This window comes from Bacillus rugosus, from assembly GCF_023238245.1.
Lineage (GTDB): Bacteria > Bacillota > Bacilli > Bacillales > Bacillaceae > Bacillus > Bacillus rugosus.
In genome coordinates this window covers 313,377-335,641 of sequence record NZ_CP096590.1, presented here as the reverse complement: position 1 = coordinate 335,641, position 22,265 = coordinate 313,377, and the positions used below count along the sequence as shown (strand labels likewise).

The window sequence follows — 22,265 nt, the reverse complement described above, 5'->3', positions numbered from 1 at the left end:
TCCGCCTTCCCCATGTAAAAAGAGGCAAAAATCCGATGTATATAAGCTTCGGGCGGGTCGCAATCTAACCTTAGATAAAAGGGGTTGAAATGATTATGAGTCAAACAAAAAAAGACCAGCAAAAAGGAAATTTGGCCTGGTGGCAGCTGTCATTAATCGGTATAGGATGCACAATCGGAACAGGATTTTTTCTCGGTTCCAGCATTGCAATAGTAAAAAGCGGTTTTTCCGTTCTGCTTTCATTTCTGATCGGGGCAATCGGCACGTATTTTGTATTCGAGCAGCTTGCCAAGCTGTCGGCAAAACATCCTGAAAAAGGCTCGTTTTGTTCGTATGCGAGAAAAGCATTCGGCAGATGGGCCGGCTTCAGCAACGGCTGGGTGTACTGGTCATCAGAAATGCTGATTACCGGGAGCCAATTGACAGCCATTTCATTATTTACGAAGCACTGGTTTCCTCAAGTGCCGCTATGGGTATTTGCTTCAATCTACGCGGTTCTTGGGCTTCTGATTATTTTCACCGGGCTGTCTGTTTTTGAGAAGACTGAAAACGTACTGGCAGTCATCAAAACAGCCGCTATTTTTATGTTTATTGTGATTGCCATCTTGGCATTATGTGGCATCCTGTCAGGCGGAAAGCACGATGTACAGATTCCAAATAAGACGAGTGAGTTTTTCCCATATGGCGCCATGGGGCTGTGGACAGGTTTAATCTACGCGTTTTACGCCTTTGGCGGAATTGAGGTTATGGGGCTGATGGCGGTTCACTTGAAAAAACCAGAGGAAGCGTCTAAATCAGGGAAACTGATGCTGGCGACGCTGGCGATTATTTATATTATTTCGATTGGACTGGCCTTGCTGCTGGTTCCATTAGACACGTTTACAGAGCAGGACAGCCCGTTCATTACGTCGTTAAAAGGATATAACCTTAAGATTATCCTCGATATTTTTAACGGGATTTTCATTATCGCCGGGTTCTCGACCCTCGTCGCTTCGCTGTTTGCGGTTACGACATTGCTTTGTACGATGGCTGATGACGGCGACGCACCGAAGTGCTTTATCTTAAAGGAAGGCAAAAAAATATGCTGGCCGGCGTTGGGGCTGACGTTTGCAGGGCTTGTTTTATCCATTATTCTGTCGTTAGTGCTGCCCAAAAACATTTATGAGCACATGACGACAGCAGCGGGTCTCATGCTTTTATACACTTGGCTGTTTATCCTGTTCTCCAGCAAAAAGCTGACTGATCCTGAGGGCATGGGGAAAACACAGATTTACTTAGCGATGATTCTGATTGCTGCGGCTGTGTCCGGCACATTGTTTGAAAAATCAAGCCGGCCCGGTTTTTTTGTGAGTATAGGGTTTCTCGTGATCATTGCCATCGTTACCATGATCTATCAAAAAAAGCAGGGGCATAAAGACCGCCCTGCCAGCTCGTGAGTTATTTCATTTTGTTGAACATGTTCTTTAAATACGAAAACGGGCACTTCGATACCTGTTTTTCGTCATCACGGAGGAAATACTGTTTCCATTCGCGATTATCCTTTCCTCCATACCAGCCTAATTGCGGGTGAACCGGAGCTTGATCGTAGGCCTTTAAACGGGACCGGATCAGCCTGCTCATGTTGCGGCCAAATGCGGTTGAGCCGTTTAATTCTTCAAACACCCATCTCGGCTGAAACGTGATCATAAAAAAAGGAAAGCTCCGGCTTCTTCTCGCCTCGTGCCCCGGTGTAGCGCACAGGATAAAGTACGGCTCGCCGTCAAAACAAAACTCCCATTTATAATGCTCGGGATCGGCCGGAATATCTTCCGGCCATTCTTTTTTGTCTTGATGGCTCAGTCTATTTAAAAAGCTCCAAAACAGCTCTTCATACGCTTCAATCGAATAGTGCTCAGCCAAATCTTCCGGTGTATCAAACAACACAACCAGGGATGCATATTTACCAGTGTCCCGCGATATCTTGCCATACTCCGTAAGCAATGGTGCCAGCTCCTCCGCTGTACGGTTTTCCCGCGGATCTCCGGCAAAAGCAATGCGAAGCTGATCAGTCAGGAATGCCTGGCGTCCGGGAATACACGGAAACGTATCCGCGTCATCCGCCACAGTTTCTGCCAAAAGCTCAAAAGCAATTCTTTGCCATTCAGGAAGCTCAGCTTGATTACGTTCCAGAAAACTTTTGGTGTAAATCCCATTCACCATTGATCCACCTCCAGTATCATCTGGATACTATATTAAAACTGGAGGCTGCAGGTGACTGTCCTTCATGAATCAGCCCAATAACTGTTTGATGCCTTGATAACCGAAGTAAAAGCCAAATATAAGGAGGGATACACCAGCGATTCCGGTCAATCCTCTCAACAGCTTTTCATGAAGCAGATTTCTGAACATGCTGGCTGTGATCGCCATGCAAAAGTCCCAGATTAAAATGCCGATCATGATGCCGGAGCTATAGATCAGAAGCTGATTCATATTGTAGGCCTCTGCTGTTTTCGCAAGTATGCTCCCGTAAATTCCGAGCCAAAAAAGGATGCTCAATGGATTTGACAGTGAAATGAGAAAACCCGAAGCGTACGTTTTCCTATATGACGCTTTTCCCCGCGAACTTCGCACATCCATCGGTTCTCTGACATTTTTCAGCGTTTCAATTCCGGTATAGGTCAGAACAAAAAAGCCGAAGAGCCACAAAAACGTTTTCACAAATGGAGCGGTCAAAAACTGTGACAGCCCGAAATAAATAAAAAGCATGTACAGTCCGTCCGCTGTCATGGCGCCTAAACCAAAAATCCACGCATGCCAAAAACCGTTTTTAATTCCTTTGTCTATTTGCGCCGCGTTCACTGGTCCCACAGGCGCAGACAAGGACAGTCCCAGCACAATATAGCTCAAAAAAATGTTCACCGGCCCGTACTCCCTTCTCTTACGTAACTTGTACAATTTATTCGGGAACGGGCCAAGCTATGCACAAAATTCGCTTACTGTTTCAGACGTTTAAGTTCTTCCTCCACAATATCGGCGGCTTTGCCTACGAAACTGAAAATGAGTTCCAGTTCTTCTTCTGAGTACTCATGGCACAAATCCATCGTTGACTCTGACAGAGAACGGAACAAATCCTTTACATGTTTTTTTGAAGCAGTCAATGGGACGATTATGACTCTTCTGCGGTCGTTCGGATCCCTTTCACGAGCCACATACCCCGCTTTTTCAAGCCGGTCAACAAGCGCCGTGACCGAACCCGTGCTGAGGCCCGTCTTTTTCCCCAGCTCTCCGGCCGTCATCGGACCCGCTTCATTTAAGATGTCAGCTGATTTCAAATCGGTGGGAAACAGACCGAGAGCTTGAGCGGCTGCCTGATGAAACAGAACCGTTCTTGTGCCCAATTTCCGAAAAAGCTGAACGGCAGTCTTTTCCAACTCACTTCTGGAATTTCTTGTTGACAACTGACAGTCCTCCCTATAAAATCGAATTTATCTTGATAATCGAGATATTTAACAATCAAACTATTATCATGATATCAGAACTTACATAGAAAAGTAAGAGGAGGTAGAACAAATGGACACAACAGCAAAACAAGCTTCCACCAAATTTGTAGTCCTCGGTCTCCTGCTGGGCATCTTGATGTCTGCAATGGACAATACAATTGTTGCCACCGCGATGGGCAGCATTGTAGCCGATCTTGGAAACTTTGATAAGTTTGCTTGGGTGACGGCATCCTATATGGTGGCAGTTATGGCTGGAATGCCGATTTACGGCAAGCTATCCGATATGTACGGCCGAAAACGTTTTTTCCTGTTTGGACTTATTTTTTTCTTAATCGGGTCGGCTTTATGCGGTATTGCACAGACGATGAATCAGCTGATCATCTACCGGGCCATTCAAGGGATTGGTGGCGGCGCGCTACTGCCGATTGCTTTTACCATTATCTTTGATTTGTTTCCGCCGGAAAAACGCGGAAAAATGTCCGGCATGTTCGGTGCTGTATTTGGGTTATCCAGTGTTCTTGGGCCGCTGTTAGGCGCGATCATTACAGATTCGATCAGCTGGCACTGGGTGTTTTACATCAATGTGCCGATCGGGGCATTGTCATTGTTTTTCATTATTCGCTACTACAAAGAATCTTTGGAGCACAGAAAGCAGAAAATTGACTGGGGCGGCGCGATTACCTTAGTCGTATCAATTGTATGTCTGATGTTCGCCCTAGAGCTTGGCGGCAAAACATATGATTGGAATTCCATTCAGATCATTGGCCTGTTTATTGTGTTCGCCGTTTTCTTCATTACCTTTTTTATTGTGGAGAGAAAAGCCGAAGAGCCGATTATTTCTTTCTGGATGTTTAAAAACAGGTTGTTTGCCACAGCGCAGATTCTCGCTTTCCTGTATGGCGGAACATTCATTATTTTAGCGGTATTTATTCCGATTTTCGTTCAAGCGGTATACGGCAGCTCAGCGACAAGCGCAGGCTTCATTTTGACGCCGATGATGATTGGATCCGTCATTGGGAGCATGATCGGCGGGATTTTCCAAACGAAGGCAAGCTTCCGCAATTTGATGCTGATATCTGTTGTAGCTTTCTTTATCGGCATGCTGCTTCTTTCCAATATGACGCCTGACACAGCACGGGTATGGCTGACAGTCTTTATGATGATTTCAGGATTTGGTGTAGGTTTTAACTTCTCCCTGCTGCCGGCAGCATCGATGAACGATCTTGAACCTCGCTTTCGGGGGACGGCCAACTCTACAAATTCATTTTTGCGGTCTTTCGGCATGACCCTGGGTGTCACTATTTTCGGAACGGTGCAAACCAACGTGTTCTCAAACAAGCTGAGCGACGCCTTCAGCGGCATGAAAGGCTCTGCGGGCTCCGGTGCCGCGCAAAATATCGGCGACCCGCAGGAGATTTTCCAAGCAGGGACACGTTCCCAGATTCCTGAGGCGATCCTGAATCGCATTATTGATGCGATGTCAACAAGCATCACATATGTCTTTTTGCTCGCTTTGATTCCAATTGTCCTCGCCGCGGTTACCGTTTTGTTTATGGGAAAAGCCAGAGTGAAAACAACAGAGGAAATGGCGAAGAAAGCAAATTAACATAATAAAGCAGTACATGGCTGGCATGTACTGCTTTTTTCTATTACAATCCTAATCTTGCAAGAATAAACGTCCATATACAAATGATCAATAACAGAATCAGGCTGTACGCCACTGTCCGTTTAAACAGTTTAGATTCCTTCCCTGTTTGGCCGACCGCTGCGGCGGCGATGGCGATAGACTGAGGAGAAACGAGTTTCGCCATCACCCCGCCCGCTGTATTTGCAGCTAACAGCAAATCAGAACCCGCACCGATCTGCGCCCCTGTGACAACCTGTAAATGTCCGAATAAAGCGTTATTGCTGACAACTGAACCGGTAATGAACACGCCAATCCAGCCGAGAACAGGACTGACAAACGGGAACAAGTCCCCTGTTTTCGCCAGTGCCAATCCAATTGAAGAGCTGAGCCCTGCGAAGTTGGCCAGATTGGCAAATCCCATCACGAAGCAGATCGTCATAATCGGCACCCACAGCTCTTTTCCTGTCTCCTTCAAGGAAGCAAAGGCATCCCGGCAGGAGAATTTTTTACTGAACAGGCCTGTCACGATGACCGCCGCTAAAATCGCTGTACCAGTCGCTGACAGCAGGTCGACTTTAAAGACGGCATCTATCGGCATGGCAGATGGCGCAATCGGCGGCATTTTCATCATTTGCTGATGCAGAAAAGGCATTTTCAATAAAAGTGTTGTTTGATATAACAGCCCGCCTTCTTGGAAAAGCGCTTTGAAGGCAGGAAGGCTCCAGATTGTGATCGCCGCAGTTAAAATGTAGAAAGGAGACCACGCTTTCGCAATGTCAGCGGCACTGTATGCTTTTTTTGCACCAGTCTCGCCGGCTCCTTCCTCCCGGTAAATCTCTTTCGGCTGCCATTTGCGGAGGAAGAGCGCAAGCCCGCCCATGCTGAATAAGGCCGCCAAAATGTTTGCTAATTCCGGTCCGAGCACTGCCATTGTCAGTGTCTGAACCGCTGTATACGCACCGCTCACAACCAACAGGGCAGGCCATGTCTGTTTGATTCCTTTCATTCGGTCTAATAGGAATACAAGCAGAAACGGTATCAAAAATGAGATCATTGGCAGTGTCCACACCAATGTCCGTGACAGCTGAAGAGCAGACAAATCACCTATCTGCGCCCCTGTAATCACAGGAATCCCGATCGCCCCAAAGGCTCCAGAGGCTGCGTTCGCAATCAAGCAGAGCGCCGCCGCTTTTAACGGTTTAAAACCAAGTTCGACGAGCAGCGCCGCACTAATCGCAATCGGAACACCAAAACCGGCCGCGCCTTCCAAAAACGCGTTAAAACAAAAACCAATTAATAATAGCTGTAATCGTTGGTCAGGCGAAATGCCGGCAATGCTGGACCGAATAATGGTAAACTTCCCGGTTTTCACTGCGATTTTATACAGCCATACCGCCATCAGGACGATGTAGCCGATCGGCCACAGCCCGCTCCCGATTCCTAACAAAACAGAAGAAATTGCTTTTTCAACCGGCATATGAAATGCAAATACGGAGACGAAGAAACTGACGGCTAGCGTAAGAAATGCCGCAAGAATGCCTTTCATTTTAAAAACAGTTAAAGCCAAGAGAAAAAAGAGAATCGGAGTGAGCGCCACGAGTGCGCTCACATACTCGTTTCCAAACGGATCATACAACTGCTCCCACATTGACAATCAGCCCTTTACTCTATAGTTGCGATTAGTTGACTTGTTGTTCTGCAAAATGAGGTTTTAAAATGTTTTTAAGGACACCTGCGCTGTGAAGGAACTGTTCTTTTTCTTTCTCATTTAAATTCAGCTCAGTGATGCCTGCAATACCTTCGCGGTTTACGACAGCCGGAACGCCAATGTATACGTCATCTGCGCCGTAATGCCCGTCCAAATATGTGCTGACAGTTAAAATGCTGTTTTCATTATGAAGAATGGCTTTTGTAATACGGGCAAGGCTCATCGCAACACCATAATAAGTCGCACCTTTTTTCTCAATAATATGGTAAGCGGCGTTTTTCACGTCATCTACGATTTGGTCTAGCTCCTCTTGTTTATACGCATCGTTCTTCTCAACGAGTTCACTGACCGGCACACCGCCAACATTCGCGTGGCTCCAGACAGGAAGCTCTGTATCGCCGTGCTCTCCGATAATATGCGCGTGCACGTTTTGAGGCGCTGCGCCAAAGTATTCGCTCAGCATGTAACGGAATCTCGCAGAATCTAGTGTTGTGCCGCTTCCGATTACTCGCTCTTTTGGCAGTCCGCTGAATTTCCATGTCGCGTAAGTCAGAATATCAACCGGATTTGTCGCGATTAAGAAAATGCCGTCAAATCCGCTCGCCATGACCTCACTGACGATGCCTTTGAAAATCTTTAAGTTCTTTTCTACTAATTCAAGGCGTGTCTCACCAGGTTTTTGGTTTGCTCCGGCGCAGATGCAGACAATATCAGCATCCTTGCAGTCTTCATATGTTCCGTAAGATGTTTTGACCGGATGCGGCGCAAACGCCTTTCCGTGGTTTAAATCCATTACATCGCCCATTGCTTTTTCTTTATTTAAATCAATGACCACAAGCTCATCTGTGATCCCTTGGTTCATTAACGCAAATGCATAACTGCTTCCAACAAAACCCGCTCCGATTAAAGCTACTTTATTTACATGTTTGTTCATCATTAATCATCCTTCCAGGGTATGTTTTTCTTCGGTGTTTATTTGTGAAGTATTTCACATTTATATTGTGCAATATTTCACAAACTATTGCAAGAGAAAAGTTTTGTCTGATTTATGAACAAAAAAAGAAACCATCTAGGATGGTTTCTTGAGGATTTTTCCTCTGATCGCTTGCCCTCAATAAGGAAGAGAACCGCTTAAGCCAGAGTCGTTATATAAACCATTTTGCACATAATCAAACCCAGGCTGGTTCTGTCCGGGCACTTGGGAGCTGCCATTATTAAAAATCACTTTGGCGTTCGTTGTATCAGTATCCGCAGGCAGCGTCAGCGTGTAAATTCCATCAGCATTCTTAGTCATTGCTTTTCCCGGCCAAGATCCGGTCAATTCTATTGCCCGGCCCCCATCATGTTTATAGATATAAGCATTTACTTGGCCCCAATGATTTGGATTTTGATAGCCAATGGTTTTGGCCGCAGATGGGTCTCTTTTTACAAAGCTGTATTTCTGAGTTCTCGTTACACCGTCACTATTCGTTCCTGTTAACGTGATGGTGTATGTTGTGCCAAACGGATCTCCTTTTCCGATCGTTAATTGGTCTCCATCCTTAAACGCTGTCTCTTGCCCATTATTGATTTGATAAACGGCTTTTGCTGTATTCGCATCTGCACGCAGCGTGATCGTCAGTTGATCATTAAAAGAATGTGTTACACCTGTTTTGTAATTGTCAAGAAAGACATGAGGCGCATTTGCAATATCGTCAGGATAAATCACAGCCACAGACCTGGCATTGATCGTGCCCGTCAGTTTGCCGTCTGTTACTTGAAATGAACCGGTCCCAGCTTTATTATCATACCTGCCATCAGGTAACTTCGTTGACGTATTGATAGTGACAGAAGATGAACCTGCATTTGCCAACACAACGCCGTGTGAGCCGCGCTGATTCATGAATATCTGGTTGTTTCCATTCGGATTCGAGAGCTCCTCAGGCTGTCCAGCCATCACATTGTGAAATCTATTGACCGCAGTGATAGCCTGATCTTCAAATAAAGCACTCCCGCGATCGCCTATTTGGCTTTTCCCCGGAAATCTTATACCATTTCCGCCGCCCTCAGGTCTGGAAAAGAAAAGAGGCGTACTGCCTGAGCGAGAAGCAATCACTGCCCAGCCTAAGCGAATATCGTCATCACTCATCCAAGTAGACTCTTCATCATCATTGGCATACGTGTCATGCGATTCCACCCATGTCACTAACTTGTCGGAAGACACATCAGATGCATAATGGGAGATATTCGACACACTCAGATTGCGATTCTTTAAAGCGGACCTTATGGAATGTCCATAGTTAGATGCTGTCACATTCATATAATTCGCATATGCAGCATCTCTGGAGGCGCTATCCTGCAGAATTTCTCCGTATTGGAACTCGGCAGATGTATTTGTGATATTCGGCCAAAATTGACTGCCGTAATTCCCGTCATCCGGAAGCTCAATATGTTTGGCGGCATCAAAACGAAAGCCGTCTGCCCCGTCATTCAACGCTCTTTCTAAGAAACGTTTCAGATAGGACTGTACTTGTGTATTCTGTGTATTCCAATCATACAGCCCGAGCAATGAATTCTGCGTGACATCCCATCGATCGGACCAGTTTTTAATTTGTGTGTTTCCATGAGTCCAGTTTGGAATACTCTTAATCTCATTAGAAATTGCCGCATAGTCACTGGTGGTATGATTGATGACTGCATCAACAATGACCTTTACGCCATATTCTTCAGCTGCTGCACACATTTCTTTAAATTCTTGTTCAGTGCCTAAGTAGCGGTTGCCAATTTGGTATGATGTCGGCTGATACAGCCAGTACCAGTTCGACATGTTTTTATTTCCTTGGTTCCCTTCCTTTACTTGGTTAATCGGAGACGTCTGAATGGCTGTATATCCTGCATCATGAATATCCTTCATATTGTGTTTTAACGTATTGAACGACCAATTCCATGCATGAAGAATGGTTCCGCTTTTGATCGATGGCGCTGTCAGCTCATTCGATTTGTTCGCTGTTTCAGCATTCGCAGCCGTTGGTCCTGCCAGAACCAAATGAAACAGCATTAAAAATCCAGCGAATAACGGCAGTAAAGAGGTTTTGAATCGTTTTTCAAACATTCTTGACACTCCTTATTTGATTTTTGAAGACTTACTGCGGAGTCAAAAATCCCTCTTACTTTATTCTTCCGCTTCCTCCTTTCAAACTGATATGAAGACTGGAGAATTTTGTTAACGCTTACATTTTAAATTATCACATTCACTCTATCTAAACAACTTGATAGAGTGAATACAAATCAATGTTCCTATAGAAAAAGCTGCCCGGAACTGTGAGCGTTTCTCTCGCTTTACAAACAAAAAAAGAAACCATCTATCAAGATGATTTCTTCTCTGTCTCTTCTTTTACCGCTCTCCTGTAAGACAGCTTCACAATCACGTACCGAAGCAGAAACAGAACGCCGCCGCAGACGATAAAAAGAAGGATCATTTTCAACCAAGCGAAGAATGTGTGGGGAATCCCCCTGTCGTACATCGTAAGCACCACTACCGCAATGGCGACCGCAATTGATTCTATTCGCTGCTGCTTCACCCGTTTTTGCAGTTCTTCTTCGGTGTCTATTCTCGGCATGAGCATTCCAGATGCTGCTGCCCTGATGCAGTAATATAAGATAATGATGAACAAAAACACAAGGCTTGCAGCCCATTCTTTAAACGGAAATTCAAACATAATGCCGCGGATGATCACATCAAGCAACGCAAATGCTCCCGCTATCATCCCAATCTCCGACCAGATTTTTTGTTCTTTTTCTTTTACTCTCTTATTTTTCCCATTCACGCCTGAAAGTCTATTACGCAGATTATTCATGACCTTCCTCCCGCACTTTTACGAATGGCTTATGGCTTACATCTTACAATAACAGCCTGTGCTTCTGCAATGAATAATTCAAAAGCCCGCCGTACAAGCCGGCGGGCATCAGTATGGAATAAACAGCCTCGTAATCAATACACCGATACAGCTAAACACATAGACCGATTAAGGTACGATCTCAGAGCGAGCAGAAGCACATACCGAAACCATTTCACGTACCGAATCAAGCTTGCGCCAAGCACTATCATCAAGTCGCCGTAAACAGTAAGATAACGATCCCTGGACTTGGCTGCGGCCATCATCCACCCCCCCTCTTTTGTAAGAGCCGAATCATTATGAAGGATTTCCTTTCGGAATAAAATTTCGATAATCAATTTTTGAATAATAGGCAACAATAGGTTCGAACGGTTAGCTTAGATAGTTGTAATTGCTGCAAAAATGAGTCCATAAATCCCCAAGCCATTCTGGATAAGTGAACCAGATTATTACATAAGTTATGCAGCTAAAAGTGTGAAATGAGGGTAATGAATGAATGCAACAATACTAAAGTATAAAAACTTTTTTTCAATTCTTGTTCGATGGATTATTTTTGGAAGCATTATTGGTATCATTGTGAGCTCAACGACAACTTTTCTTTTAGAGACAAACGATTATTTAGGAGACGTGCGGGAAAAAAGAGATTGGCTTATTTTTCTTCTGCCTTTAGGAGGAGTGATCTTAGGATATATCTATATGAACTACGGAAAGGTATTTTCCAATAACACATTAAATGACACTGCTGAATTAAATAATCTAGTGATAGACGCGGTTCATGGAAAGAAAGTGGTTCCGCGGAGAATGGGACTTATCGTCTATTTGGGAACTTTCATAACTGTCTTTTTTGGCGGTTCTACGGGAAGAGAAGGTGCGGCTGTCCAAATGGGAGGAAGTATAGCTGCGGCAGTAAACAAGCTATTTCGTTTAAACATGTTCGACAGTAAAATGTTAATCATGAGCGGCATAAGCGCCGGGTTTGGCGCCGCCTTTGGTGCTCCCATAACAGGTGCTGTTTTCGGCATGGAAATGGCTGCTTTAGGAAAACTGAAATTCGAAGCACTTGTTCCTTGTCTGGCAGCCAGCTTTGCCGGTCACTTTATGACAACAGCAGTGTGGGGTCATAAACACGAAGAATTCTATATACAAATTGTGCCGCACCTATCTTTTATTACGTTTATAAAAGTTATTCTCGCAGCTGTTATCTTCAGTTTATTAAGTGTTTTATACAGCCAAATGAGACACGGTATACAAACATTTTCTGAGAAGCTCTTCAAAAAAAATCATATGAAAAGAGCCTTTGTTGGCGGATTGATCATTGTGGCCCTAACTCTAATAGCAGGTTCGCAAGATTACAATGGCCGGGGATTAGATATGCTACAACAATCCTTCAAAGAAGATGTTCCTCCTTTTGCCTTTCTCGCCAAACTGGTTTTTACAGCAGTTACTCTTGGAACCGGCTTTGTTGGCGGAGAGGCAATACCTTTATTTTTTATGGGGGCAACATTAGGGAACACCATACACACATTCATGGATTTACCCATGTCATTTCTCGCTGCATTAGGATTAATTGCTGTTTTTTGCGGCGGTGCCAATACCCCCTTAGCAGCCTTCCTATTGGCAATGGAGATGTTCCACGGAAAGGGGCTAGAGTACTTTTTCGCGGCTTGTATGGTTAGTTATTTATTTTCAGGACACCACGGACTATGGCCTTCTCAAAAAATATACGAGCCTAAGAGCAGGTTATATAATATCACTTACGGAGAAACCATTGAGAATGTCGAAAAGAAAAAAAAATCTTAGACAAAAAAGCAGTATGCTGCATTTAGTTCCGCTAAAGTGACTATCGCTGAAGAATAGAATACATAATATAACCCACAATAAAAACAGCGCAGGAAGATGATTGGTTGAAAAGAGGGGATATTTTTGGATTTAAATTTCATATGGAAATCTATAGTGGTCGTGGCAGGAGGAGTTCTTATTTTACGGTTAGCTGGCAGAAAATCAGTTTCTCAGCTTACGGTAGCTCAAACTGTCATGATGATAGCGGTTGGATCATTAATTATTCAACCTGTTGGCAACAGGAACATTTGGATTACTATGCTGATTACGTTTTTAATGGTACTCACGCTTCTTTTTATTGAATATATCGTGTTGAAATCAGATGCTCTTGAAACGTTTATTTATGGAAAATCACTTATTGTAGTCGAAAACGGCAAAGCAAATGAAAGAAATTTAAAAAAACTGCGGTTAACAGTTGATATGCTTGAAGTAAGGTTGAGACAACAAAATATACAGCACTTGACTGATTTACAATGGGCTACAATAGAATCCAACGGCCAATTAGGTTATATGTTAAAATCCGAAAAACAATACGCCACGAAAGAAGATATTCAAATGCTAAAATCGCTGATTGAATCGCAGCAATCTAAGCCCTCCAATGAATCCACAAAGACTTCAAATAACATTTTTACTGAAGTGAAAGATAGAAAGCATAAAGAAAAACCTAAAGACAATTTGGATTAAAAAAAATGATAAGTGGCCATGTCATCATAACCTTTTTACTTTAAGGTTTTCTTTGTTGGTTCTGCTTATATCTTTTTTTTGAAGGAAAAAATGAAGGCTGTCGAGATTTACTCGGCAGCCTTCATTTTCATTACTTCTTCAAATCTTCAATTGAGTTGACGTTTTTCATATATTGAGGCACAACAAGCCCCATCTTCACGCCAGTCATACTGGTGCCAACATCGTCATATTTGCCTTTATATTTGGAGGCGTATGCTTTATGGGTATTCGGCAGCCATGCGGAAAGGGATGCATCCGCGCTTCCCGTCGCAATCGCAGTCCACATCGGACCGGCCTCTACCTGAGTAAGCGTCACGTCATAGCCCAAGTCTTCAAAGACTTTGCCTACTACGTTTGTACTTGCAATCTCACTGTCCCACGCCACATAGGCCAGGTTGATTTTGTCTCCCTTCACCTTTTGAACGCCTTTCGTCCACTCCGCAATCTGATCTTTGTGTTTCTTCACATACTCAGCAGCGGCTTTGGCAGGTTTCTCGCCTTCTTCCACCTTGATCATGACTTCACCCATGTCGTCTTGCGTCCATTTAAACTGGCTCAGAAGCTTAACTGCATTCGGCTGTTCTTTGCTGAAGCCTTTGCGTGTGATCGTATGGATTTCCTCTGCGCTGCCATAAGATTGTTTCGGATCATCGAGATATTTCAGTTTATATCTGGAGAACATCCAGTGCGGTGTCCATCCTGTTATGATAATTGGTTTCTTTCGGTCGTATGACTTTTTAAGCGTTGCGGTCATCGCAGCACTTGAAGCTGAAATCAATGTCCAGTCATTCAAATCATAATCCTTCATCGATTTGTCGGTCAGGGCCATAATCCCTGAACCCGGGTCAATCCCGATGATGGTCTTATTCACCTGTTCTGACGCGGTTGCATTTTCATCACTTTCTGAACCGCAAGCCGCAAGTGAGAGGGCCAGCATGGCGGAAACACCGATACCGATGATTTTTTTAAACATCAGGCATTCCCCCTGCTTTTCTTCTTCACTTTAATATTTTGTGTAATACGGTCGAGCGTAATCGCAACGATAACGATAGCGATACCTGCTTCTACACCGACCCCTGTTTTCAGCTGTGTAACGGCGCTGTATACTTCTGAACCTAGTCCAGGCGCACCGACCATTGCTGCGATAACAACCATTGATAACGCAAGCATGATGCTTTGGTTGATTCCGGCCAGAATCGTTTTTGTTGCAAGCGGAAGCTGAACTTTAAACAAACGCTGAGCTGTCGTAGAACCGAACGCTTCAGTCGCTTCAATTAGATCAGCCGGCACTTGTTTAATACCGAGAACAGTCATACGGATTGTCGGCGGCATCGCGAAAATAACGGATGCAACAACACCCGGCACAACACCGATGTTAAAGAAGAAAATGGCCGGCAATAGATATACGAAAGCAGGCATTGTCTGCATTAAATCAAGAATAGGCGTTACAATACGGCGAACCGTTTCTTTCTGGGATGCCCAAATTCCGATCGGAACCCCGACCACAATCGAAATAATGACAGATGTCAAAACAAGCGCCAATGTTTGCAGCATTGGATCCCAATATCCTAAATAATCGATCAGGAGGAATCCGATCAATGTAAATAACGCGATTCCCCTTGTACTAATCCACCACGCAAGTGCTGCGAAAATAATCGTTAACAAAATAGATGGGATAAATCCGAGGCCGCTGACAATTCCATTTACAAAAAAGGCCAACCCGTTTGCGATTCCGTCGAAGAATCCGCCAAACGTCATCGTAATCCAGTCAACAAAACGGTCAATCATATCGGCTAAAGGTATTCTAGGCAGTCTATCCATCTTACTTCACCTCCTGTACAGAAGGATCTTGTGTTTGTTCATCAGTGCCTTCAACATTAATGTAATCGTTATTGCCGGCAAGTGCGCCAATCAACGCGCCTTTTACGACAATCCCTTTCATTCTCTGTTTCTCATCTACAACCGCAATTGGAATATTCGCATCAGAAACAACGTCAAAAATCTCTGTCAGATACGTATTCTCTGGTACAGTCGTAAATTCTGTATTTAAGATATCTTGAAGTGACAAATCAGACTCGGCCGCTTTTTTCGCATCAGCCGCATGGATGACACCTAACAATTGCTTTTGTTTATCGACTGCGTAAATAGATGAAATCCCTAAGTTTTTCATCAATGTTAACGCCACACGAGGACCTTTATCAATCCGCACTGTTTCAGCGCGTTTCATAATGTGGCCTGCTGTGAGGACTTTAGATAAATCAACATCCTCAACGAATTTCTCAACATATTCGTTAGATGGACTCATCAGGATTTCTTCAGGTGTGCCGATCTGAACGATGTTACCGTCCTTCATCAAAGCGATTCTGTCACCGATGCGCAATGCTTCGTCAAGGTCATGCGTAATGAAGATAATTGTTTTTCCAACATTTTCGTGAAGGTCAAGAAGCTCATCCTGCATATCTTTACGAATCAAAGGATCAAGCGCACTGAACGCTTCGTCCATGAGAAGGATGTCCGGGTTATTCGTCAACGCGCGGGCAAGGCCGACACGCTGCTGCATCCCGCCGGAAAGCTGGTCAGGATATTGCTGTTCAAATCCTTCAAGTCCGACAAGCTTAAGGGACTCAAGCGCCTTTTGCTGACGTTCTTGTTTGTCTACACCTTGAAGCTCCAGCCCGTATTCTGTGTTTTCAAGTATCGTTCTGTGCGGAAACAGAGCGAACTTTTGGAAGACCATGCTGATTTTCTTCCGGCGGACTTCCCGGAGCTGGTCTTTAGACATATTTGTTATCATGTCACCATCAATGTAAATGTTTCCGGCAGTCGGTTCAATAAGCCGGTTTAACAGCCGCACTAAAGTTGATTTACCGCTCCCTGATAGACCCATGATGACAAATATCTCACCATCATATACATCAAAATCTGCCTGATTGACCCCAACGGTTGATCCGGTCGCTTTCAGGATCTCTTTTTTTGTCTTTCCGTTGGCAAGCATTTGAACTGCTTTCTTTGTTTGTTTCCCAAAAATTTTAGATACTTTCTCGACTTTTATCTTAATTGGTTTCTCATCTACACTCATATTTTCCCTCCATATTAAACAATCCTTATTACCGTAACACTTATGTAACATTCCACACAAACAGCATATACTCTTTTATTCTTTACCATTTCTTTATAAACATCCATGTGACCACATGACCTTATTTATGCTTCTAAATGCTCTGCAATCCTCCTTTATGATTGTATTTTACAGGTGATATTTAGCCCACCCATGGTTGAAAGCGTTTCAAATGGAATGAAATTCCTTCTCCTATCACGGATTCCTGCTCCTTTTCTGGAAAAATAAGTTGCTTTTTCACCTCCCATTATATATTATAGTTTCATGACTATGAAACAATCAGATGATCAAATCAGAGCCCAAATTTTTAAAGCACTGTCTGACGAATCAAGGCTTGCCATTATTCGTACGCTTTATTACAGCGGAAAAGAACTCAGCTGCGGTGAAGTAGGTGAAAAATGCAGCATTGTCAAAACCACAGCATCTTATCATTTTAAAACGCTGCGTGAAGCGGGATTGACGGCAACTCGGAAAGATTCGCGGACAAAATATGTCAGTCTGCGTGAAGACACATTTCAAACATACCTGCCTGGCTTTTTGGAAACCCTCTGACAAAGGGTTTTCTCTATACATATCTGTTTCATAGTTTCAAAGTTATAAAACTATAGGAGTGATAAAATTTGATTCTTATTTGGCTTTTCTTCAGTGTGATGTTTGTCATTGGCACGGATACCTTTTTGCTTTCTCCGCTTCTCCCGCTTTTACAGGATCAGTTTCATGTCTCTACCGATATGTCAGGCTGGATGGTCAGTGCTTATGCACTCGGTTATGCGCTTTTCGCTTTGATCGCAGGTCCGATCTCAGACAGGCTTAACAGGAAAACAGTCATGCTGTGGGGATTTGCAGGCTTTATCTTGTCCACGTTTTTATGCGGCATCGCTCCCTCTTTTGCCGCCATGTGCCTGTTCCGTTTTGCCGCAGGCGTTAGCGCTGCGTTTGTGACGCCTCAAATTTGGGCGTCCATTCCTGTCATCGTCCAGCCTTCTCAGATCATAAAAAGCATGGGGATTGCGACAGCAGGATTGGCCGCTTCACAAATGCTCGGACTGCCTATCGGAGGGTTTTTCGCTTCCTTTACATGGCATACGCCCTTTTTCGTTTTGTCAGGGTGCTCGCTTATTCTTGTGTTAATCCTGGCGGCCGTTATGCCTGATATTCGCCCTGCTGAACAAATGGCGCGCCCGTCAATATTCAGTCCATATCGGGAGCTGTTTTTACTGCCAAAAACATCGATCATTTTACTTGCCTATTTTCTCTTTCAAACCGGAAATTTCGCGTCGTTCAGCTTTCTCGGCACTTGGCTTTCCGCGGATTATCATTTAACCGTTTCGCAAATCGGCGCCGCTATGCTTGTACTCGGACTGGGTAATATGCTTGGAAGCCTTATCGGCAGTCGGATTTCAGCAAAGCTGGGCATGTTTAAGACATTGACCGGCGGCATGCTGCTGATGGGCGCTCTCTATTTCGCTCTTCCTTTCTTTCCTAATTTATTTATAGTAGAAACGAGCTTTTTTCTCACATTCTTTACAGCTGGCATCATCTTTCCGTTAATGATGGGTGTCTTTCAATCCATTTCACCAGACGCGCGAGGAACCATCGCTTCCCTTTCCAATGCCGCTATGTACGCGGGAACCACTGTCGGCACATGTGTTGCAGGTTTTTTATATCAAAGCGCACATCATTTCGAAGCCGTCACAGGATTGACTGCCATTCTATTCATACTATCTATGGCGCTCTACCAGACAATCAGTAAAAACGGGAAACGCCAACCCGCAGTCCGGACACAAATGTAAAAAAGCACCTCAACCGAGAGGTGCTTTTCCTATTCTAGCTCAGTTTGTTTCGTTTCCTTTCCCATAATCAAAATACAAGCAACCGCGAGTAAGATTGCAATGCAAAAGATTGAAAAGATGACAGAAAAAGAAATATGACGGGCTGCAAGCGTTCCGACGAGCAAAGGCCCGAAGATGCCGCCGATTCTTCCAAACGCCGCTGTGGTTCCTGAGCCTGTCGCGCGAATCGCTGTTGGGTATTGCTCCGGTGTATAGGCATACAGGACGCCCCACGCGCCAAGATTAAAAAAGGATAACAGCATTCCAGCCGTAAGCAGAAGGCCTAAGGAATCTGCCGTTCCGAAGAAATACGCGCTTCCTGCCGTACCAATCAGGTAAATGACAAGTATCCACTTCCGGCCGGCTTTTTCGATCAGCCACGCGGCAGAAAAATAGCCCGGCAGCTGAGCAAGCGTCATCAGCAGGACATATTCAAAGCTTTGAATCATGCTGAAGCCTTTCAGCAGCATGACACTTGGGAGCCATAGGAACATGCCGTAATAAGAAAACACGACGCAGAACCAAACGATCGACAGCATCACGGTCGCCCGTATATACTGTCTTGCCCAGACGCTTTTTACATTCTCCCACACCGATTTCTTTTTGGCAGAGAGCGACTCATATTTCGGCGAATCAGGCAGACTCGTTCGCAAATACAGAGCGTAAAAAGCAGTCAGCGCGGTTAACAGCAGGGCAGCCTGCCAGCCGAAGCTCGGTATCACAAAGTAAGAAATCAGTGCCGCTACGAGCCAGCCTACAGCCCAAAAGCTTTCCAGAAGCACAATCACTCTGCCCCGTTTTTCAGGCACAACCGCTTCCGAAACGAGGGTTGAAGCGACTGGAAGCTCGCCGCCAAGCCCCATCCCGATGACGAAACGCAGAATGAGGAATGCCGATAAGCTCGTCACAAAAGCGGAAATGCCGCTTCCGATCGAAAAGCATAAAAGGGTAATGATAAATACTTTTTTACGGCCGATTCGATCAGCCAGCAATCCAAACAAAAACGCACCCACAGCCATGCCGATGGAATTCACGCTTCCGATCCATTTCATTTCCTCGGGCGAAAGATTCCACTCCACGTGAAGCGCGGCGATAATAAACGATAATATTCCGACATCCATTGCATCAAACAGCCACCCTAAACCGGCGACACCCAGCAGCTTACGCTGGGATATAGGCTGTTGTTTTCCCATAGCCAACACCTCTGATATGCAAAATGATTACCGTTTAAGTTTACACTTGTCTTTACACATTGTCATTACCTAATTGATGTAAATGAAAAACCCCCGCTTATGCTTCACAAGCGGGGGGTTTTTTATTGCTGCAATGCTGCTTTTTTAATATTATCCTGAAGCTCGGCAATTCGTCTTGCACCTTCTTCGCGAAGGCGTTTGTTTTCTTCTTCGATTTGTTTTGTTTCCTGCATTCCGCTGACGATCGTGTTCCAAGACGATTCGATCGTTTCAATATCAATGCTCGGTCTGCCGGCCATTCTGGCAATTTCAACACTCTGATTCGAGATGTTCTCCGCATTGCGTTTCAGCATCTCGTTTGTCCGGCGGTCAAGCTCGCTCATAGAGTCAGCCACAAGCTTTTGGCGTTTCACTGTAACGGCCTGAATAATGCCGTTTTTGAAAATCGGAATCGTAATGATAAAAGCGGAGTTAATTTTCCCGATCAGCTTAGCATTACCGCGCTGAAGGAGACGGATCTGCGGTGCGGTTTGAAGAGCCACCATCCGTGCCATATCCAGATCATACACCCGTTCCTCAAGCGCCTGAATGCCATTGCGCAGGGTATCGAGCTGCATTTGCGCCAGCTGATTTCCGCTTGCTGCTTTTTCTTCATATGAAGGAAGGATCGACTGCATCTCTTCCAGCTTCATTTGTCCGGCAACAACGTATTTTTCAAGCTCCATGTAGTAGTTGATATTGTTTTCATACATTTCATCAAGCGTGTAGTTTGTTTTTGTCATCTCATCTTTATACTTGGAAATCTCAACGTTGATTTTTTCAATTTCTCCACCAAGCGTCTGATACTTTTTAAAGATTTTCTCAATCATGCTGCCGCCGCGTTTGAATATTTTTGCCATTAATCCCTTCGGCTCATCAAAATCATTTTTGTCGAAGCGGTCCATGATTTTTCCAAGCTGAGTCAGCATTGTGCCGGAGTCTGTCACGCTTGTTGTTTTCATCATCCCCAAGATGCGGTCAGAGAACTTGGAAATTTCAACAGCCGGCTCCTTTCCGTACTCAAGCAGCTCCATTTGGTTTTTGACGTCAATTTGTTGTACAAGCCGCTTTACCTCTGGTTCCTGGCGAAGCTGAAGACGGATATCGTCAGCTTTTTGCTGGGAAATTTCATCGTTTTTATCGAGAACAAGCGGGTTTTGATTTTCTGTTGTCATGCTTTTCTTCTCTCCTTACTTTTGGGTAATCGTTCTGAACAGCCTTTTCACAAGTGAAGGCTCTTTATAGTCCTGCTGAAACACCATGTCGTCCAGCCAGTGGATATCATACTGATCCTCTTCAATAAACTGCTCAATATCTTGATGGCCGGGAGGGTTATAAATGATGATATCGATTCCGATTTCATTCAGGAACAGCAGGGCAGCAGCATCCGATCGCGTGAGCCCGCCGCTCATTTCTGTATGATATAAAACGAGTTTCCGAACGGTTTGCGCATAGTCGAACATTTGAATCAATTTCAGCAGATTAGCTGGCAAGTTTGTCGTTTGTTTAAACAAGTAGATTTGAACATCCTTGACTTGTTCCTGATGCAAAGCCTTAAGCCGCGGGTGCCTGCACATTCTCGAAATCGTTTTGGCAATGGCAGCCTGAACACCCGCCGGAAGCTGCTTGTACTGCCACACATTGCTTGCCATCAGCTTGTCCGGATCAATGTTCCCTTCGTGGTCAAGCGCATGGCTGTAATGAAATTGATAGTTCGATTTTATTTCTTCTGTAAACGGAAAGCTTCTTACCATTTCTGTTTCCTGATAATCTGCTAATGTATGAAGCCTGTTCCAATATTCTTTATTGTCTTTTGACACGCCCATAATTTTGGCGAATACATTTGGAATCTCGATGGAATGTTTATCAGCTTTGAAATTCGGGCGAATAAAGGCGCGCTCTTTCGTGATTAAAAACAGTTCATCATAGGTCGTTTTGAGCGTAACAGACACCGGGGTGTGATCTCTGAACTGCCATGGCTTATACAGCATGGATTCCTCGTGATTCAGCACATGTTCGAATTCCTTTGTTGAGCGGTAGGCGACTGTTGATTTCCGGTCCGGTTTTTCTTTCGGAAACGGCTGAAGCTCCGATACATCCGGAAGCTTTTCCGTAAAACTGAGCTCCTGCTTCGGATCAACAAGCGCCAGCTGATCGGTTCCCGCCGGATGGAACAGCAGAACATCACAGCCGACTAACATTAGATAATATAAGAAATAGAGCTGGCTTTTCGTCGCGTCTCCATACCAAGCTACCTTTGGCATCTCCCGCTCTATATCGGTTTTTTCAAGCCAAGGATTCAGGTGATTCAACGAAAACTTCGAGACATCAAGCAGCACTCTGCGAAAATCCGGATGATTCAGCCCCTGCTCATGATTTTCTGCAAAGGTATGTAAAAGCGTCATCAGCGCTTTTCTTAAATGGCGGTGCATCAAGGGATTCGAGTGCTTCGCAATCAGTTTTTCTCCGTCCAGAAAGGCAACAAAGCGGCTGACTGACAGCCCTTTTTCTTTCTGATTGATGGAATGAATGTGCTGGAGCTTTTGAAATGTTTCCGGCTCGATTGTTTTATCAAGCGTTTCACTCAGAATGGTAATGCGATCGTGAGTAGACAGCTCATACAGCTCGTTATAATAGTCCGTTTCATCAATAGGTGTGCCTAATATCTGCCCGGCAAGACGAGAAAAAGAAAGGCCTTGTTCTGTTTCATAGTGATCCCGCTCGGGCAATGGCTGAAACAGCAGGCTTTTCCAATTCCCATCAGCCGGAAATGCTTTATGAATGGTTAGTTCTTCTTGTCTCATCATATCCTCCTTTCCGGTTTGTTTGTGT

The 22,265-nt window shown here is 44.6% G+C and carries 19 protein-coding genes and 1 pseudogene; 7 read left to right on the top strand and 13 right to left on the bottom strand.

The window, feature by feature from the left end; all coding sequences use genetic code 11:
• Positions 1-95: 95 nt before the first annotated feature.
• On the top strand, positions 96-1,436 hold the full coding sequence (locus tag M0696_RS01800; protein WP_222143505.1) for an amino acid permease: 1,341 nt from the start codon (positions 96-98) through the stop codon (positions 1,434-1,436).
• Position 1,437: 1 nt separating this feature from the next.
• On the opposite strand, the gene M0696_RS01795 is transcribed toward M0696_RS01800, so the two are convergent.
• The 3 genes from M0696_RS01795 to M0696_RS01785 form a co-directional block, all read right to left on the bottom strand.
• Entirely contained in the window at positions 1,438-2,199 is a 762-nt protein-coding gene (locus M0696_RS01795; RefSeq protein ID WP_222143504.1) for a YqcI/YcgG family protein, read from the bottom strand.
• A 69-nt stretch (positions 2,200-2,268) separates the two neighbouring features.
• Positions 2,269-2,898: a LysE family translocator gene (locus M0696_RS01790; RefSeq protein ID WP_166854356.1), complete on the bottom strand. Its 630-nt coding sequence runs from the start codon at positions 2,896-2,898 to the stop codon at positions 2,269-2,271.
• A 74-nt stretch (positions 2,899-2,972) separates the two neighbouring features.
• Positions 2,973-3,437: a MarR family transcriptional regulator gene (locus M0696_RS01785; RefSeq protein ID WP_166854357.1), complete on the bottom strand. Its 465-nt coding sequence runs from the start codon at positions 3,435-3,437 to the stop codon at positions 2,973-2,975.
• A gap of 112 nt (positions 3,438-3,549) precedes the next feature.
• Here M0696_RS01785 and bmr3 point away from each other — a divergent pair, with 112 nt between their 5' ends.
• Positions 3,550-5,085 carry a multidrug efflux MFS transporter Bmr3 gene (bmr3, locus tag M0696_RS01780; RefSeq protein WP_166854358.1) on the top strand — a complete coding sequence of 512 codons (1,536 nt, stop codon included), beginning with the start codon at positions 3,550-3,552 and terminating at the stop codon, positions 5,083-5,085.
• 43 nt (positions 5,086-5,128) lie between these two features.
• Here bmr3 and M0696_RS01775 read toward each other — a convergent pair whose 3' ends face one another.
• The 4 genes and pseudogenes from M0696_RS01775 to M0696_RS01760 form a co-directional block, all read right to left on the bottom strand.
• A complete protein-coding gene (locus M0696_RS01775) occupies positions 5,129-6,754 on the bottom strand; it encodes an L-lactate permease (RefSeq protein ID WP_248602422.1) in 1,626 nt (541 codons plus the stop codon).
• Positions 6,755-6,785: 31 nt separating this feature from the next.
• Entirely contained in the window at positions 6,786-7,751 is a 966-nt protein-coding gene (locus M0696_RS01770) for an L-lactate dehydrogenase (RefSeq protein ID WP_248602421.1), read from the bottom strand.
• A 174-nt stretch (positions 7,752-7,925) separates the two neighbouring features.
• Positions 7,926-9,905, bottom strand: coding sequence for an alpha-amylase (gene amyE, locus M0696_RS01765; RefSeq protein WP_248602420.1), 1,980 nt, complete (start codon positions 9,903-9,905; stop codon positions 7,926-7,928).
• Positions 9,906-10,049: 144 nt separating this feature from the next.
• Positions 10,050-10,650: pseudogene (locus tag M0696_RS01760) on the bottom strand (DUF6773 family protein).
• 69 nt (positions 10,651-10,719) lie between these two features.
• On the opposite strand from M0696_RS01760, the gene M0696_RS01755 reads away from it, so the two are divergent.
• The 3 genes from M0696_RS01755 (at position 10,720) to M0696_RS01745 (ending at position 13,212) form a co-directional block, all read left to right on the top strand.
• Positions 10,720-10,914: a hypothetical protein gene (locus M0696_RS01755; protein ID WP_248602419.1), complete on the top strand. Its 195-nt coding sequence runs from the start codon at positions 10,720-10,722 to the stop codon at positions 10,912-10,914.
• A gap of 267 nt (positions 10,915-11,181) precedes the next feature.
• Positions 11,182-12,489, top strand: a complete 1,308-nt coding sequence (locus M0696_RS01750) for a chloride channel protein (protein ID WP_248602418.1) — start codon at positions 11,182-11,184, stop codon at positions 12,487-12,489.
• Positions 12,490-12,612: 123 nt separating this feature from the next.
• Positions 12,613-13,212, top strand: coding sequence for a DUF421 domain-containing protein (locus M0696_RS01745; protein ID WP_248602417.1), 600 nt, complete (start codon positions 12,613-12,615; stop codon positions 13,210-13,212).
• 130 nt (positions 13,213-13,342) lie between these two features.
• Here M0696_RS01745 and opuAC read toward each other — a convergent pair whose 3' ends face one another.
• The 3 genes from opuAC to opuAA are packed head-to-tail and all read right to left on the bottom strand — an operon-like array spanning position 13,343 to position 16,330.
• A complete protein-coding gene (gene opuAC / locus M0696_RS01740) occupies positions 13,343-14,224 on the bottom strand; it encodes a glycine/proline betaine ABC transporter substrate-binding protein OpuAC (RefSeq protein WP_248602416.1) in 882 nt (293 codons plus the stop codon).
• Positions 14,224-15,072, bottom strand: a complete 849-nt coding sequence (gene opuAB / locus M0696_RS01735; RefSeq protein WP_166854367.1) for a glycine/proline betaine ABC transporter permease subunit OpuAB — start codon at positions 15,070-15,072, stop codon at positions 14,224-14,226. The genes opuAC and opuAB overlap by 1 nt, the downstream gene beginning before the upstream one ends.
• A 1-nt stretch (position 15,073) precedes the next feature.
• Complete coding sequence (gene opuAA / locus M0696_RS01730; RefSeq protein WP_222143498.1) at positions 15,074-16,330, bottom strand: glycine/proline betaine ABC transporter ATP-binding protein OpuAA; 1,257 nt, start codon at positions 16,328-16,330, stop codon at positions 15,074-15,076.
• 288 nt (positions 16,331-16,618) lie between these two features.
• On the opposite strand from opuAA, the gene M0696_RS01725 reads away from it, so the two are divergent.
• Together M0696_RS01725 and M0696_RS01720 are read left to right on the top strand one after the other, a co-directional pair.
• A complete protein-coding gene (locus tag M0696_RS01725) occupies positions 16,619-16,921 on the top strand; it encodes an ArsR/SmtB family transcription factor (RefSeq protein WP_222143654.1) in 303 nt (100 codons plus the stop codon).
• Positions 16,922-17,019: 98 nt separating this feature from the next.
• Positions 17,020-18,162, top strand: coding sequence for an MFS transporter (locus tag M0696_RS01720; protein ID WP_396021425.1), 1,143 nt, complete (start codon positions 17,020-17,022; stop codon positions 18,160-18,162).
• 29 nt (positions 18,163-18,191) lie between these two features.
• Here M0696_RS01720 and niaP read toward each other — a convergent pair whose 3' ends face one another.
• The 3 genes from niaP to M0696_RS01705 all read right to left on the bottom strand — a co-directional run bounded on the left by niaP (position 18,192) and on the right by M0696_RS01705 (position 22,237).
• On the bottom strand, positions 18,192-19,394 hold the full coding sequence (gene niaP, locus M0696_RS01715; protein WP_248602415.1) for a niacin permease NiaP: 1,203 nt from the start codon (positions 19,392-19,394) through the stop codon (positions 18,192-18,194).
• 122 nt (positions 19,395-19,516) lie between these two features.
• Positions 19,517-20,608, bottom strand: a complete 1,092-nt coding sequence (locus M0696_RS01710; protein ID WP_248602414.1) for a toxic anion resistance protein — start codon at positions 20,606-20,608, stop codon at positions 19,517-19,519.
• A gap of 15 nt (positions 20,609-20,623) precedes the next feature.
• Positions 20,624-22,237, bottom strand: a complete 1,614-nt coding sequence (locus M0696_RS01705; protein ID WP_248602746.1) for a YceG family protein — start codon at positions 22,235-22,237, stop codon at positions 20,624-20,626.
• Positions 22,238-22,265 lie beyond the last annotated feature (28 nt).

What these genes read in the sequence shown, in the direction of transcription:
- M0696_RS01800 (WP_222143505.1), top strand. Translation starts at nt 96, where the DNA reads ATGAGTCAAACAAAAAAAGACCAGCAAAAAGGAAATTTGGCCTGGTGG.
- M0696_RS01795 (WP_222143504.1), bottom strand. Translation starts at nt 2,199, where the DNA reads ATGGTGAATGGGATTTACACCAAAAGTTTTCTGGAACGTAATCAAGCT.
- bmr3 (WP_166854358.1), top strand. Translation starts at nt 3,550, where the DNA reads ATGGACACAACAGCAAAACAAGCTTCCACCAAATTTGTAGTCCTCGGT.
- M0696_RS01775 (WP_248602422.1), bottom strand. Translation starts at nt 6,754, where the DNA reads ATGTGGGAGCAGTTGTATGATCCGTTTGGAAACGAGTATGTGAGCGCA.
- M0696_RS01770 (WP_248602421.1), bottom strand. Translation starts at nt 7,751, where the DNA reads ATGATGAACAAACATGTAAATAAAGTAGCTTTAATCGGAGCGGGTTTT.
- amyE (WP_248602420.1), bottom strand. Translation starts at nt 9,905, where the DNA reads ATGTTTGAAAAACGATTCAAAACCTCTTTACTGCCGTTATTCGCTGGA.
- M0696_RS01755 (WP_248602419.1), top strand. Translation starts at nt 10,720, where the DNA reads ATGAATAATTCAAAAGCCCGCCGTACAAGCCGGCGGGCATCAGTATGG.
- M0696_RS01750 (WP_248602418.1), top strand. Translation starts at nt 11,182, where the DNA reads ATGAATGCAACAATACTAAAGTATAAAAACTTTTTTTCAATTCTTGTT.
- opuAC (WP_248602416.1), bottom strand. Translation starts at nt 14,224, where the DNA reads ATGTTTAAAAAAATCATCGGTATCGGTGTTTCCGCCATGCTGGCCCTC.
- opuAB (WP_166854367.1), bottom strand. Translation starts at nt 15,072, where the DNA reads ATGGATAGACTGCCTAGAATACCTTTAGCCGATATGATTGACCGTTTT.
- opuAA (WP_222143498.1), bottom strand. Translation starts at nt 16,330, where the DNA reads ATGAGTGTAGATGAGAAACCAATTAAGATAAAAGTCGAGAAAGTATCT.
- M0696_RS01720 (WP_396021425.1), top strand. Translation starts at nt 17,020, where the DNA reads ATGTTTGTCATTGGCACGGATACCTTTTTGCTTTCTCCGCTTCTCCCG.
- niaP (WP_248602415.1), bottom strand. Translation starts at nt 19,394, where the DNA reads ATGGGAAAACAACAGCCTATATCCCAGCGTAAGCTGCTGGGTGTCGCC.
- M0696_RS01710 (WP_248602414.1), bottom strand. Translation starts at nt 20,608, where the DNA reads ATGACAACAGAAAATCAAAACCCGCTTGTTCTCGATAAAAACGATGAA.
- M0696_RS01705 (WP_248602746.1), bottom strand. Translation starts at nt 22,237, where the DNA reads ATGAGACAAGAAGAACTAACCATTCATAAAGCATTTCCGGCTGATGGG.